12 protein-coding genes are annotated in these 14,149 nt (G+C 69.5%); all 12 read left to right on the top strand.

The annotated features are described in order from the left end of the window. Positions 1–124: 124 nt before the first annotated feature. The 12 genes from rbfA (at position 125) to ACFWQC_RS03760 (ending at position 14,015) form a co-directional block, all read left to right on the top strand. The gene (gene rbfA / locus ACFWQC_RS03815) at positions 125–595 is read left to right on the top strand and encodes a 30S ribosome-binding factor RbfA (protein WP_378673297.1); all 471 of its coding nucleotides are present in this window, start codon (positions 125–127) and stop codon (positions 593–595) included. Further along, positions 592–1,497, top strand: a complete 906-nt coding sequence (gene truB / locus ACFWQC_RS03810; protein ID WP_378673294.1) for a tRNA pseudouridine(55) synthase TruB — start codon at positions 592–594, stop codon at positions 1,495–1,497. The genes rbfA and truB overlap by 4 nt, the downstream gene beginning before the upstream one ends. Positions 1,498–1,519: 22 nt before the next feature. Then, a complete protein-coding gene (locus tag ACFWQC_RS03805) occupies positions 1,520–2,548 on the top strand; it encodes a hypothetical protein (RefSeq protein ID WP_378673291.1) in 1,029 nt (342 codons plus the stop codon). 23 nt (positions 2,549–2,571) lie between these two features. Beyond that, a complete protein-coding gene (locus ACFWQC_RS03800; protein WP_378673289.1) occupies positions 2,572–3,519 on the top strand; it encodes a bifunctional riboflavin kinase/FAD synthetase in 948 nt (315 codons plus the stop codon). Positions 3,520–3,567: 48 nt separating this feature from the next. Beyond that, positions 3,568–4,455 carry a hypothetical protein gene (locus tag ACFWQC_RS03795; RefSeq protein WP_378673286.1) on the top strand — a complete coding sequence of 296 codons (888 nt, stop codon included), beginning with the start codon at positions 3,568–3,570 and terminating at the stop codon, positions 4,453–4,455. Positions 4,456–4,544: 89 nt separating this feature from the next. Further along, entirely contained in the window at positions 4,545–4,871 is a 327-nt protein-coding gene (locus ACFWQC_RS03790; RefSeq protein ID WP_045548854.1) for a PadR family transcriptional regulator, read from the top strand. Between the two features lie 79 nt (positions 4,872–4,950). Continuing rightward, entirely contained in the window at positions 4,951–6,114 is a 1,164-nt protein-coding gene (locus ACFWQC_RS03785; protein ID WP_378673282.1) for an HAAS signaling domain-containing protein, read from the top strand. A gap of 300 nt (positions 6,115–6,414) precedes the next feature. Beyond that, positions 6,415–6,690 carry a 30S ribosomal protein S15 gene (rpsO, locus tag ACFWQC_RS03780; RefSeq protein WP_008363208.1) on the top strand — a complete coding sequence of 92 codons (276 nt, stop codon included), beginning with the start codon at positions 6,415–6,417 and terminating at the stop codon, positions 6,688–6,690. A gap of 134 nt (positions 6,691–6,824) precedes the next feature. Further along, entirely contained in the window at positions 6,825–8,912 is a 2,088-nt protein-coding gene (locus tag ACFWQC_RS03775) for an MMPL family transporter (RefSeq protein ID WP_378673279.1), read from the top strand. Positions 8,913–8,935: 23 nt separating this feature from the next. Further along, positions 8,936–10,120, top strand: a complete 1,185-nt coding sequence (locus ACFWQC_RS03770) for a sulfite oxidase (protein WP_378673277.1) — start codon at positions 8,936–8,938, stop codon at positions 10,118–10,120. Between the two features lie 266 nt (positions 10,121–10,386). Continuing rightward, on the top strand, positions 10,387–12,648 hold the full coding sequence (locus ACFWQC_RS03765) for a polyribonucleotide nucleotidyltransferase (RefSeq protein ID WP_378673275.1): 2,262 nt from the start codon (positions 10,387–10,389) through the stop codon (positions 12,646–12,648). Between the two features lie 5 nt (positions 12,649–12,653). After that, positions 12,654–14,015, top strand: a complete 1,362-nt coding sequence (locus ACFWQC_RS03760) for a M16 family metallopeptidase (RefSeq protein WP_378673273.1) — start codon at positions 12,654–12,656, stop codon at positions 14,013–14,015. The last annotated feature ends 134 nt before the right edge of the window (positions 14,016–14,149 follow it).

Here is a 14,149-nt window from a genome sequence, read left to right as displayed (position 1 = left end):
TTGTTCCGCCGGGCCCAGGGCGCTTCGCGCCCGGCCCGGCGGTTCGCCGTCTCTAGGGACGGGTGTTGCGGTGGCGGCCCGGCCAACGTCTCGATTTACTTCGATTATTTGAGAGAGTGTGAACATGAGTAGCCCACGGGTTCGCCGGATCGCTGACCGGATCAAGGTCATCGTGGCGCAGATGCTGGAGCGACGGATCAAGGATCCGAGGATCGGGTTCGTCACCGTCACCGACGTACGTGTGACCGGCGACAGTCAGCAGGCCACGATCTTCTACACGGTGCTGGGCGCCACTGATTCCGACGATGGGGGGGAGGCGTCGCTCGCCGGCACGGCCGCCGCGCTGGAGTCGGCCAAGGGGCTTATCCGCTCCGAGGTCGCCAAGCAGCTCGGCACCCGCACCGCGCCGACGCTGGAGTTCGTCCACGACGCGCTGCCGGAGACCGCCCGCCACCTCGACGACGTGCTCGCGCGCGCCAAGGCACAGGACGACGCGGTCGCCGCTGCGCGTGGGGAGACCTACGCAGGCGAGGCCGACCCCTACAAGAAGCCGCGCGAGGACGAGGCCGAGTGGGAAGAGGACGACGAGGAGTGAGCTCTCCCGCTGCGCGAGTTGCCTCGGGCTCCGCTTCGGCTGGTGGGCTCGTCATCGTCGACAAGCCCGCCGGGGTCACCTCTCACGACGTCGTCGCGCGAGTGAGGCGCTTGGCCGGCACCCGCAAGGTCGGGCATGCCGGCACCCTGGATCCGATGGCCACCGGCGTACTCGTTCTGGGTGTGGAGCGCGCCACCCGGCTCCTCGGCCACCTGATGCTGACCGAGAAGTCCTACTCGGCGACGGTCCGGCTGGGCGTCTCGACGACCACCGATGACGCCGAGGGCGAGATCGTGGAGAAGCGCTCGGCCGCGGGCATCGACGAGGAGCGCGTACGCAGCGCCTTCGCCACCCAGGTCGGCGACATCCTCCAGGTGCCGACCGCGGTCTCGGCGATCAAGGTCGACGGGAAGCGCGCCTACCAGCGCGTACGTGACGGGGAGCAGGTCGAGCTGAAGGCGCGGCCGGTCACGGTGCACGAGCTCACCGTCGGCGAGCTCCGGAGCGAGCGCGACATGGTCGACGTCGACATCTCCGTCCGCTGCTCCTCGGGCACCTACATCCGCGCGATCGCCCGTGACGTCGGCGAGGGGCTCGGGGTCGGTGGCCACCTGACGATGCTGCGCCGCACCGCGGTCGGGCCGTACGGTCTCGACGTGGCGAGGACGCTCGACGAGCTCGGTGAGGAGTTCGCGGTGCTGCCGCTGGCCGACGCCGCCAGAGCGGCCTTCCCCTCGGTCGACCTCTCCGAGGAACAGGCCCAGGACGTACGCTTCGGCCGCAAGCTGAAGCTGGCGCTAGAGGGTCTCACCGCCGTGTTCGCCCCGGACGGGGAGTTCCTGGCTCTCTACGAGCCTGTCAGCGCCACGACCGCGAAGGCGAGCGCTGTCTTCGTCGGGTGACTGAGACAGAGGAGACCGCCTTGTGAAGCAGAACGGACCTGCCGAGACGCTTCGGCTCGCTGACTCCTGGTTCCGTCACAACGGCCTGACCTACTTCGTTCCCGAGGAGCGCGTCGCGGTGAGAGCGGCGATGCGGCCGCGGCGTACGGTCCGGGTGGGCTTGGTGGTCGTGGTCGTCGCGGTGGCGGCTGGGGTGGCGCTGGCCTGGACCACAGGCGACCTCGGGGCGGCGCCGGCGCTGCTGCTGACCCTGGGCGGGGCCGCCGCGGGGTGGTATGCGCTGACCGCGATGCGGTTCCGGCCGATCCTGGTGTGGGCGCTGGCGCGTACGTTCGGGTCGCTGACCAGACTGCTGCCGATGGCCCTGCGGGCCCTGCCGCTGCTGCTGCTCTTCATGACCTTCCTGTTCATCAACGCCGAGGTCTGGGAGATGTCGGCCAACCTCGACCTGGGTGCGTTGTGGCTGGTCACGCTGCTGTTCGCTGGGTCGGCGGCGGCGTTCTTGCTGGTCCGGCTGCTCGAGGAGGTGGATCGGATCGACGACGACGTGGACGCCGCCTTCCTGATGCGTACGTGCCGGGGCACGCCTCTGGAAGCCGCCTGCGCGGAGCTCCTCGAGGACGCCCGGGAGGGCCACGGCACCGATCCCGCCGAGCTCGCCCAGGTGACGGGTTTCGAGCGCTGGAACCTGGTGCTGGCACTGCTCGTCATCCAGGCCACCCAGGTCGTGCTGATCGCGGTCGCCGTCTTCGCGTTCTTCCTCCTCTTCGGCGCGATCGTGATGACCGACGGAGTGCAGATGGGATGGACCGGTCAGCCGTCGCTGCACAACCTGTCCTGGCTGCCGAACGTGTCGGGCGAGCTGGTCAAGGTCGCGCTGTTCCTCGCCGGGTTCTCCTCGCTCTACCTCACCGTCTCGACCGTCACGGACGAGACCTACCGCGAGCAGTTCTTCGGTACGGTGCTCCGCGAGATCGAGCGAGCCATCGGGATGCGCGCGGTCTATCTCACGCTCCGTGCCCGACAGACGGCCCAGATCACGCCCCAGTGAGCACTCCCCGATATTCTGTGGCCGTGTTGTGGCGAAGTCTGAGTGAGGTGCCGGCCGGCCTGGGGCGTACGTGCGTCGTCGTCGGCAACTTCGATGGCGTCCACCTCGGACACCAGCACGTGATCAGTCGAGGGCGGGAGGTGGCGGACGCCAAGGAGCTGACCCTGGTGGCGGTGACCTTCGACCCGCACCCGATGGCGGTGCTGCGGCCCGAGCACGCCCCCGGTGTGCTCACCACGATGGAGGAGCGCGCCGAGCTGCTGCTCGCGGCCGGTGCCGATGCGGTGCTCGCGCTGCCGTTCGACATGGAGATGGCCAACTGGTCACCCGACGACTTCGCCCAGCGCGTGCTCGTCGACGCGCTGCACGCCGAGGCGTGCGTGGTCGGCGCCAACTTCCGCTATGGCTGCAAGGCCGCCGGCGACGTGGCCGACCTGGTCGCCTACGGCAAGATCCACGACTTCTCAGCCGAGGGGATCCCGCTCGACGGCGGGCCCCAGGTGTGGTCATCGACCTACATCCGTACGTGCCTGGCGACCGGTGACGTCTCCGGCGCCGCCGAGGCGCTCGGCCGTCCCTACTCGGTGCGCGGCGTCGTCGTGAAGGGCGACCAGCGTGGCCGCGAGCTCGGGTTCCCGACGGCCAACGTGCCCACCGACTCGCTGACCGCGGTGCCGCCCGACGGCATCTACGCGGGCTGGCTGACCAGGCGTGACACCGGCGAGCGGTTCCCGGCCGCCATCTCGGTCGGGACGAACCCCACATTCGAGGGTGTGGTCGGGCGCCGGGTCGAGTCCTATGTGCTCGACCGCGACGACCTGGAGCTCTACGGCGTCGAGGTCGAGGTCGCCTTCGTGGAGCGGCTGCGCGGCATGGTCGCCTTCGAGGGGATCGACGCGCTCGTCGAGCAGATGCGCGCCGACGTGGTGCGGGCGCGACCCATCCTTCAGCAGGGTCTTACCGAGCCGTAGACCCCTCGGCCTGTTCAGCGGGGTCCAGGTGCGGTTGAATTGTTGGCTATGGATCCCCACTCCACCCCAACGTCCGCCTACGAGACCGAGGTCGAGGCCGAGCGCCCCCGCGGCGGCATCCCGGCCTTCCTCAACGCGGTCCTGGTCACCGGTGGCCTCTGGGTCCTGCAGTTCCTCTCCGGCTCCGCGCCGTTCTCGACCTGGATGGAGGAGAACGGCACCGACTCGGCCGGCTGGGTGGCCGCGCTGCTCGGCGACCGGCTCACCTACTTCGGCGACGGCTCGTTCAGCGGTCTCCTCTCCGGCGACGACCTGGTGAACTCCGCCGTCCTCACCGGCACCGTCTTCGTGCTCACCTGGCTGCTGACCTGGCTCGGCACCATCGGCATCTGGCCGCGGGCATTCTGGCCGGTCTTCCTCGGCTGCTGGTTCGCCGCGATCGTCGCCACCGCCGCCGGACAGGTCGCCGGGAGCCTCTACTCCTACCTCGCCGGCAGCTCCGCGTCGTTCGTGGCCACGCTCGGCGAAGCGCTCGAGTCGGGTGCTGCGTACGGACTGACCTACGGGTGGGCGACCGGGTTCCTGATCGCGCTGATCTGGCTCGCGGTGCCGGGCAAGATCGACGAGGTGGAGGAGTACACGCCGATGTCCTCGCTCATCTCCGGCGGATCCGGCGGCCTTGGCGGCCCCGGCGGTCCCGGGGGTCCCGGCGGTCCCGCCGGCCCTGGGGGAGCGCCGGGTGGCTACGGCCAGCAGCTGCGCGCCAGCGTCGCGGTGCCGACCGCCCAGACCCGCCTCGCGCCCGCCTCGCCGTCGGGGCGGCCCGTTCAGCCTGTCCAGGTGCGCACCTTCACCGGCCCCACCCGCGCCTCCGGGCCGGCCGGCGACACGGCCGCCTGGAAGGACTTCGTACGCGACGTACGCGGCCGGTCCTAGGGTCAGGCCCTCGACGCCGCTGAGCTCCTCGGCGGCGCGCGGTGCAATGCTCTGGCAAGTAGTGCGCACTGCGTAGTAGTGTGCCAAGCATGGATACCACCCAGCTGCTCAAAGGGGTGCTCGACCTGACCGTCCTGGCCGTCGTCGACGGCGAGGACGCGTACGGCTATGACATCGTCCGCAAGCTCCGCGACAGCGGGCTCACGGACGTCGGCGACGCATCGGTCTACGGCACCCTGCGGCGGCTCTACGCCGCCGGCGCCCTGACCTCCTACGTCGTCCCGTCGGAGTCCGGTCCGCACCGCAAGTACTACGGCATCACACCTGCCGGGCAAGGCCAGCTCAAGCAGCAGAGCGAGGACTGGTCCCACTTCTCCACCACCGTCACCGAGATCCTCCGAGGGGCAAGCGCATGAGCGAGCGTCAGCGAGCGAACAACAAGAACATCATGCCGTCGCGTCCGTATTCTGGCGCTTGCGCTACGGAGGTGGCGGCATGACGACCACAGATGCCGAGCCGAACGTCGCGCCGGAGGTGCGGCTCTTCCTGGCTCGCGTACGCCGCGAGCTCGACGACCTCGACCCGGAGGTGCTCAGCGACATCACCGACGGGCTCGAGGCCGACTTCGCCGAGCTGGTCGAGGAGCGCGGTCCCGACGCGCTCGGGGACCCGGTCGAGTACGCCAAGGAGCTGCGGGCCGCTGCTGGCATCCCCGTGGGTGTGAAGGCGCCTCGGGGGTTCGCGGAGCGGGTCGACGGGCTCCTGGACGCCGGCCACGACCGCTTCGACGCGGCGGTCGCCAAGGGCGGTGAGCTGCTGCGTACGGACCTGGGGCCCGTGGTCGCCTGGCTGCGGCCGCTGTGGTGGATCGTGCGTGCCTGGGCCGCGGCCTGGCTGGTCTCGGCGATGTTCGGGTGGAGCATGTCGAGCGCCCCGGCCGTGCTGCTGCTCATCGTCGCGGTGGCGGTCAGCATGTTCATCGGCGCCGGCCGTGTGTGGCCCGGCGGTGAGCGGGGGACTGCCGCAAGGGTCGTGCTCCTGGGCCTGAACACGTTCGCCGCGTTCGTGCTCTTCATGACCTGGGCGAGCGGGGGCGGCGGCAGCACCGACTACGACCGTGGCTGGAGCGACGGCTTCAACGAGGCCGGCGCCGGCGGCGGGTACGCCGCGCCGATGGACGAGCAGGCCGGGATCTACTCCAACGGGAATTGGGTCAGCAACATCTACCCGTACGACGCCTCGGGCAAGCCGCTGACCGGCGTCCAGCTCTTCGACCAGGAGGGGAAGCCGATCGACGTCGTCACCCAGCCCGATTGCACCTCGACGAGCGCCGCTCCGCTCCCGCCGGTCACCGGCGACGAGCTCGACATGGCCGAGGTCGTCTGCACCGACGAGATGACCGGTGAGCCGCTGCAGCCACGGATCTACTACCCGTGGTCCAACGGTGCCGCGCAGCTCTACAACGTCTTCCCGCTGCCCAGCCGGGTCCAGCCGGGCACCGCGCTCGACCCGAACCCGTTCGCTGAGGGGAGCAAGGACGCACCGGCGATCCAGGAGCCGCCGCTGGCGACCGTACCGAAGGCCTCGCTTCCCGGGGTCACGACGAGCTCGCCGAGCGCCTCGCCCAGCGCCTCGCCGAGCGCCGCTGGGAAACCATGAGCTGACCGATGCAACCGAACCCGGCTCCACAGCGTCGAACACAGTGGCGGGAGAGACGAGGGGGAGAGCGATGAGGTTCTGGTGGAGGTTGCGCCGGATGGTGGCGCGTCTCGTGATCGTGGCGTGATCCGGCGGCGATTCGGGGCGTACGCCGGCTCGCTGTTAATCTTCTCGGGTTGTCGACCCATGGGGGTCGGCGGCTCAAGCCGTGAAATCGGCCGCGGACCAAGAGTGCCCCGGTGAACAGGCCCGGGCGCGCCGCGCAACGAGTAGGCCCACGGGCCGGAAGGGAGCCTTCGCATGGCAGTTGGAACTGACGCGGAGACCAAGAAGAAGATCATCGCCGAGTACGCCACGACCGAGGGTGACACCGGCTCGCCGGAGGTGCAGATCGCGCTGCTGTCGCACCGCATCTCCCACCTGACCGACCACCTCAAGGAGCACAAGCACGACCACCACAGCCGTCGTGGTCTGCTGCTGCTCGTCGGCCAGCGCCGCCGCCTTCTCAACTACCTTCAGAAGAAGGACATCGAGCGCTACCGCTCGATCATCGAGAAGCTCGGCCTTCGTCGTTGATCTCCTGATCTTCGCTTCGCAGCGGCGGGCCGCTCCCCACATCGGGGGCGGCCCGTTCGCCTGTTTTAGGGAAGGTTGGGCCTGAGGGGGCATTCCTGCCCGTTCTCGGGTGAATCAGGCGCAGTGTGGAGACCGTGCATCGACAGATTGCGGGCAAGCTGACCGGGCCGAGGACCAAGTACGTCGTGGTCGTGTTCTGGCTGCTCGCCGTGGTCGCCCTCGGCGGGTTCGCCGGGAAGCTGACCGAGGTGCAGAACAACGAGGCCAGCTCCTGGCTGCCGGAGTCGGCGGAGTCGACCCGCGGGTTCGACAAGATGAGCCCTTTCCAGAACCCCAACGCGATCCCGACCACGCTCGTCTACACCTCGACCACCACCACCGGAGCCGACCTCGCTGCGGTCGCCTCGGGTGACATCGCCGAGCTCGGCGGTCTCGACGGGGTCGAGGGCGAGATCGAGCCGCCGCGGTTGTCCGAGGACGGCGAGGTCGCCCAGCTCACGGTGACCTTCGACCTCGGCTCCGACGGCTGGAACAAGATGCCCGACCTCGTCGACGAGGTGCGCGGGATCGCCGACCACGACGGCGTACGACTCCATGTCACCGGCCAGGGTGGCTCCGCGGCCGATGCGGCGGAGGCGTTCGGCGGTATCGACACGACGCTCCTGCTGGCCGCGCTCGCGGTGGTCGTGGTCATCTTGCTGTTCGTCTATCGCAGCCCGGTGCTCTGGATCTTCCCGATCGTCTCGGTGGTGGTCGGCCTGGGCGTGACGATGGGCCTGGTCTACTTCCTGGCGAAGGAGGCAGGTCTGACCGTCAACGGCCAGAGCCAGGCCATCTTGAGCATCCTGGCGATCGGTGCCGGCACCGACTACGCCCTGCTGCTGGTCTCCCGCTACCGCGAGGAGCTGCGCAACTTCGAGGACCGTCACGACGCGATGGCGCATGCCCTGCATCGTGCCGCCCCGGCGATCCTCGCCAGCGCCGTGACGGTCGCCCTGGCCATGCTCTGCCTGACCTTCGCGGAGATGAACTCGACCTCCGGGATGGGGCCGGTCGTGGCCGTCGGTATCGGGGTGACCTATCTGGCGATGGTCACCCTGCTGCCTGCCCTGCTGGTCATCTGCGGCCGCTGGGTCTTCTGGCCGAAGCGTCCGGCGTTCGGGTCGGAGGACCCGACCGAGACCGGACTGTGGGCGAGAGTCGGCCGGATGGTCTCGGTCCGGCCGCGCCGGGTCTGGGTGGTGACGACCGGCCTTCTGCTCCTCGCCTGCCTCGGCCTGTTCCGGCTCGACGCCAACGGACTGGCATCGGACGAGACCTACACCAAGGAGTTCGACTCGATCACCGGCCAGCAGGTGCTGGTCGACCACGAGATGGCCGACCAGTCCAACCAGCTGCTCGTGGTCGCCGACGAGGCGGCGCAAGCGCAGGTGCAGCAGGCGCTCGACGGCGTCGACGGGCTGGTGCCCACCGAGACCCCGGCGGGGGAGATGGTGAGCTTCCCGCTCGGCCCGCCGCAGGACGGCGTCGTCGCGATCGCGGCGGTGGTCGATGCGGACGTGACCTCGCCCGAGGCGTACGACATCGTGGCCGCCGCACGCTCGGCGGTGCAGGAGGTGGACGGCTCGGGCGCGCTGGTCACCGGAACCTCGGCGATGATGCTCGACACCCTCGACGCCAGTCAGCGCGACAACCTGGTGATCATCCCGATCGTCCTGCTGGTCGTGCTGCTGGTGTTGATGGTGCTCCTGCGGGCGCTGCTCGCCCCGCTGATCCTGCTCGGCACGGTGATCCTGTCGTTCGGGGCGGCACTCGGCATCTCGGTGCTGCTCTTCGAGTTCGTCTTCGGCTTCGCGGGCACGGACCCGGGGTTCCCGCTGTTCGCCTTCGTGTTCCTGGTCGCGCTGGGCATCGACTACAACATCTTCCTGATGACCAGGGTGCGTGAGGAGGCGGAGGTCCTCGGCACCCGGGCGGGGTCGCTCGTCGGCCTGACCTCGACCGGTGGCGTGATCACCTCGGCGGGCGTCGTGCTCGCGGCGACGTTCCTGGTGCTCGGCTCGCTGCCGATGGTCTTCCTGGCCGAGATCGGGGTGACCGTCGCGCTGGGGGTCATGCTCGACACGATGATCGTCCGGTCGATCCTGGTCACCGCCATCAACCTCGATGCCGGCGACCGGATCTGGTGGCCGAGCCGACTGGCGAAACCCAAACAAGAGTAAGTGAATCATGTTAATGTTTAGACATGACGTCCCCAGGTCTGAACCGACGCACCTTCCTCACCACCGCGGCACTCGGGGCGGCAGCGGTGGGCACCGCGCAGGTCACTGACTCGGTGACGGCCGGCGCCGCCGCGGGGGCTCCCGCGATCCTCAAACCGCTGCCCGTCGAGCGGTTCATCGACTACGGCACCAACGCCGAGACCCGCTGGGACTCGGTCGACCCGCGCCGCTACCTGACCCCGCAGGCCGACCTGTTCGTGCGCAATCACACCGCGACCCCGCAGATCGACCCGGAGACGTACGAGCTGGAGATCTTCGGCGACGGGCTGCGCGGGCCCGCCGGTCTCAAGCTCACCCTCGACGATCTCAAGGCCTTCCGGCACGTCGAGACGACCTCGGTGCACGAGTGCACCGGCAACGGCCGCAGCTTCTTCACCACCCAGCAGGGCCAGGAGGTCAGCGGCACCAGGTGGACGCTCGGCGCGGTGGGTGCGGTCCGCTGGAAGGGCGTACGCCTGGCGGACGTCCTGGCCGCCGCCGGCATCCGTCAGGACGCGGTCTCGGTGCAGGCGAGCGGGCTCGACGCCGGCTATGTGGACAAGGGTGTCGACTACGGCCGGGTGCGGCGCCCGTTCCCGATCGAGAAGGCCGTCGACGACGCCCTGCTCGTCTGGGGCGCCAACGGTGAGGACCTGCTGCCCGATCACGGCTTCCCGCTACGGCTGCTGCTGCCCGGCTGGATCGGTATCGCGAGCATCAAGTGGCTCGGCTCGCTGGAGGTGTCCACGAGCGTGCTGACCTCGCCGTGGGACACGAAGTGGTACAACGTCGACGGCCCGCTCACCGTCAACCCGGTCCGCTCGGCCCTCGAGCTCGAGTGGAACGCCGAGATCCCGGCCGGCGAGCGGATCGTGCTGAGCGGTCGCTCCTGGTCCGGCGCCGCGCCGATCGCGCGCGTCGAGATCAGCACCGACGGGGGAGAGACCTGGGCGCGGGCGGTTCCGCACGCGCCGGGCCGCCCGACCGGCGGCCACGGCCTCGGTTGGGCGCAGTGGGACCACACCTGGCGCAACCCCGAGCCGGGGGCGTACGAGATCCTCGTCCGGGCCACCGACCGGGCCGGCCGCACCCAGCCCGACGTCGCCGCCCACAACCCCGGCGGCTACCTCTTCGACGCCGTCGTACGCCACCCCGTCACCGTCGTGTGATGTCCTCGCGGAGGCACGCGCGTGCCTCCGTTCCGCATTTCGGGCAGGGGACGGATAGGCTGAGCGATGAGTGCTAGCGCCAGCCGCGCAGGCACTCGGAAAATGGAACACATCACCAGGAGCGGCCCGCCCGTCCGGCTCGGTCCTCGGTAGTGATTCCCAGGTCCGTCGCGGACCTGAGGGTCTCGATCGAAGACCGGCCCCGTGCACAACGAGTGCACACGCCCGGCGCGGGGGCGCTCCGAGACCTAGACAAGGACGAATCCTTGACTGAACCAGTCATCACCGCCGTCGAGACGACCATCGACAACGGCAAGTTCGGCACCCGCACCGTCAAGTTCGAGACCGGGCTGCTCGCCCGGCAGGCCGCGGGTTCCGTGACCGCCTACCTCGACGACGAGACGATGCTGCTCTCGGCGACCACCGCCTCCAAGCAGCCGAAGGACCACTTCGACTTCTTCCCGCTCACCATCGACGTCGAGGAGCGGATGTACGCCGCGGGCAAGATCCCCGGCTCGTTCTTCCGTTCCGAGGGTCGCCCGGGCGAGGACGCGATCCTCACCTGCCGCCTGATCGACCGCCCGCTGCGCCCGACCTTCAAGAAGGGTCTGCGCAACGAGGTCCAGGTCGTCATCACCGTCATGGCGCTCGACCCCGACCAGCCCTACGACGTGCTCGCGATCAACGCCGCGTCGATGTCGACCCAGCTCTCCGGCCTGCCGTTCTCCGGCCCGGTCGGCGGCGTGCGCGTCGCTCTGATCGAGGGCCAGTGGGTCGCTTTCCCGACCCACAGCCAGCTCGAGAACGCCGTCTTCGACATGGTCGTCGCCGGCCGCGTCACCGACACCGGGGACGTCGCCATCATGATGGTCGAGGCCGAGGCCACCGAGGCCGCCTGGGAGCTCGTCCAGTCCGGCACCCAGGCCCCGAACGAGGCCATCGTGGCCGGTGGTATCGACGCCGCCAAGCCGTTCATCAAGCAGCTGGTCGAGGCCCAGGCCGAGCTGGCCAAGCAGGCCGCCAAGCCGGTCCAGGACTACCCGGTCTTCCTGGACTTCCAGGACGACGTCTACGAGGCCGTCGAGGCCATCGTCGGCGCCGACGTCACCGACCTCTACAGCGTCAAGGGCTCGCGCGAGCGCGTCCTGACCAAGCAGGAGCGCGACGAAGAGGGCGACAAGATCAAGTCCGCCCTGCTGGAGAAGCTCGGCGACCAGTTCGAGGGCCGCGAGGGCGAGATCGGTGCGGCGTTCAAGGCCATCACCAAGCAGGCCATCCGCACCCAGGTCCTGCGCGACAAGGTCCGCATCGACGGTCGTGGACTGGCCGACATCCGTCCGCTGCACTCCGAGGTCGGCGTGATCCCGCGGGTCCACGGCTCTGCGCTCTTCGAGCGCGGCGAGACCCAGATCCTGGGTGTGACCACCCTCGACATGCTCAAGATGGAGCAGCAGCTCGACACGCTCTCCCCGGAGAAGCACCGTCGCTACATGCACAAGTACGTCTTCCCGCCGTTCTCCACCGGCGAGACCGGTCGCGTGGGCTCGCCCAAGCGCCGCGAGGTCGGCCACGGTGCGCTCGCTCGTCGCGCGCTCCTGCCGGTGCTCCCGAGCCGCGAGGAGTTCCCCTACGCGATCCGTCAGCTCTCCGAGGCGATGGGCTCCAACGGCTCCACCTCGATGGGCTCGGTCTGCGCCTCGACGATGTCGCTGCTCAACGCCGGTGTCCCGCTCAAGGCTCCGGTCGCCGGCATCGCGATGGGCCTGATCTCCGGTGAGATCGACGGCGAGACGAAGTACGTCGCTCTGACCGACATCCTCGGTGCCGAGGACGCCTTCGGCGACATGGACTTCAAGGTCGCCGGCACCGCGGAGTTCGTGACCGCGCTGCAGCTCGACACCAAGCTCGACGGCATCCCGGCCGAGGTCCTCGCCCAGGCCCTCAACCAGGCCAAGGACGCGCGTACGACCATCCTGGACGTCATGCACGAGGCCATCGGCGGTGTCGAGGAGATGGCTCCGACCGCTCCGCGGATCATCACCGTGAAGGTCCCCGTCGACAAGATCGGCGAGCTGATCGGGCCCAAGGGCAAGGTCATCAACCAGATCCAGGACGACACCGGCGCCCAGATCTCCATCGAGGACGACGGCACGGTGCTCATCGGCGCGACCGACGGCGACGCCGCCGAGGCCGCCCGTGCGGCGGTCAACGCGATCGCCAACCCGACCATGCCCGAGGTCGGCGAGCGCTACCTCGGCACGGTCGTGAAGACGACCAACTTCGGCGCGTTCGTCGCCCTGCTCCCGGGCAAGGACGGCCTGCTCCACATCACCAAGCTGCGCGCCCTCAACGGCGGCAAGCGGGTCGAGTCGGTGGAGGACGTCGTCGAGGTCGGCCAGAAGATCCAGGTCGAGATCGCCGAGATCGACGACCGCGGCAAGCTCTCGCTGGCCCCGGTGCTCGAGGAGGAGGCTCCTTCCGAGGAAGCTCCTGCGGAGACCGCCACCGAGGCCGCAGACGAGGAGTGACCTTGGTGTCACGCACCACCCGGGGGACCGGTCGACACGCAGGTGTCGGCCGGTCCTCCGGCTATAACCAGGAGCCCGGGACCACCGTCACGCTCGAGCAGACCGAGGTCAACGGCGCGGTGACGTCGCTCGTACGCCGCACGGTCCATCCCTCGGGCCTGCGGATCGTGACCGAGCAGATGGCCGGGGTCCGTTCGGCCGCCATCGGCGTCTTCATCGGCGTCGGGTCCCGCGACGAGACCGCGCGTCAGCACGGCTGCTCCCACTTCCTCGAGCACCTGCTGTTCAAGGGCACCCCGTCGCGTACGGCCTTGGAGATCTCCTCCTCGATGGACCGCGTCGGCGGGGAGTTCAACGCCTACACCGCCAAGGAGTACACGTGCTTCCACGCGCGGGTGCTCGACGTCGACCTGCCGCTGGCGATCGACGTCGTGGGCGACATGCTGACTTCCTCGCTGATCACGGGGGAGGACGTGGAGGCCGAGCGTGACGTGATCCTCGACGAGATCGCGATGCACGACGACGACCCCGACGACGTGATCCACAACCTCGTCTCCGCGCAGGCTTGGGGTGCCGAGACCCCGCTCGGGCGGGGCATCGCCGGCACGGAGGCCTCGATCGCCGCGCTGACCCGCGAGGAGATCGACGACTTCTACCGGGCCCACTACGTGGCGCCCAGGATGGTCGTCTCGGTCGCGGGCAACCTCGAGCACGACGAGGTCGTGGCGATGGTGGAGAAGGCGTTCTCCGGCTCGGGCTTCCTGCGGGGATCGGCCGCGCCGGTGCCCCCGCGTGAGGGGTCGCCGCTCGAGGTCGCACCCGGCGAGATCAGCGCCCAGCGGCCGCTGGAGCAGGTCAACGTCATCCTGGCCCGTGAGGGTCTGCAGCGTGGCGACGACCGCCGCTTCGCCTTCGAGGTGGTCAACACCGCCGTCGGCGGCGCCACCTCCTCACGGCTCTTCCAGGAGGTCCGCGAGCACCGGGGCTTGGCCTATTCGGTCTTCTCCTACGCCTACAGCCACGCCGAGACGGGTCTCTTCGGGGTCCAGGTCGGCTGCCTGCCGGCCAAGCTCGACGAGGTCCTCGAGGTCGTACGCTCCGAGCTGGCCGCCGTCGCCCGCGACGGCATCACCGCCGAGGAGCTCGAGCTCGGCAAGGGCCAGCTGCGTGGCGGCCTCGTGCTGGGCCTGGAGGACTCTGCCTCCCGGATGTCCCGCATCGGCCGTGCCGAGCTGGTTCACCGCGAGCTCTACTCGATCGACGAGGTGCTGGCCCGCATCGACGGGGTCACCCTGGAGGAGTGTCGAGAGGTGGCCGCCGAGATCCTCGCTCGACCAGAGATCCTGGCAGTCGTGGGTCCCGCCTGACCCACACCCGCCGAGACGTCGATTTTCGAGCCCGAGACGTGGGGTTAGGTTTGCGGAGTGAGCATACGGCAAACGAAAAAGGCGCGGAGGCCTGAGAAACAGGAGGGTGGGGGGGGTGTGGGGGAGGGGGTGGC

The organism is Nocardioides sp. NPDC058538, assembly GCF_042719275.1.
GTDB lineage: Bacteria > Actinomycetota > Actinomycetes > Propionibacteriales > Nocardioidaceae > Nocardioides.
This window is presented reverse-complemented; position numbering and strand designations above follow the sequence as displayed.

Bases quoted from the DNA above. Each gene is read 5' to 3' on its own strand.
- ACFWQC_RS03785 (WP_378673282.1), top strand. From the start codon at position 4,951: ATGACGACCACAGATGCCGAGCCGAACGTCGCGCCGGAGGTGCGGCTC.
- ACFWQC_RS03790 (WP_045548854.1), top strand. From the start codon at position 4,545: ATGGATACCACCCAGCTGCTCAAAGGGGTGCTCGACCTGACCGTCCTG.
- ACFWQC_RS03770 (WP_378673277.1), top strand. From the start codon at position 8,936: ATGACGTCCCCAGGTCTGAACCGACGCACCTTCCTCACCACCGCGGCA.
- rpsO (WP_008363208.1), top strand. From the start codon at position 6,415: ATGGCAGTTGGAACTGACGCGGAGACCAAGAAGAAGATCATCGCCGAG.
- ACFWQC_RS03795 (WP_378673286.1), top strand. From the start codon at position 3,568: ATGGATCCCCACTCCACCCCAACGTCCGCCTACGAGACCGAGGTCGAG.
- rbfA (WP_378673297.1), top strand. From the start codon at position 125: ATGAGTAGCCCACGGGTTCGCCGGATCGCTGACCGGATCAAGGTCATC.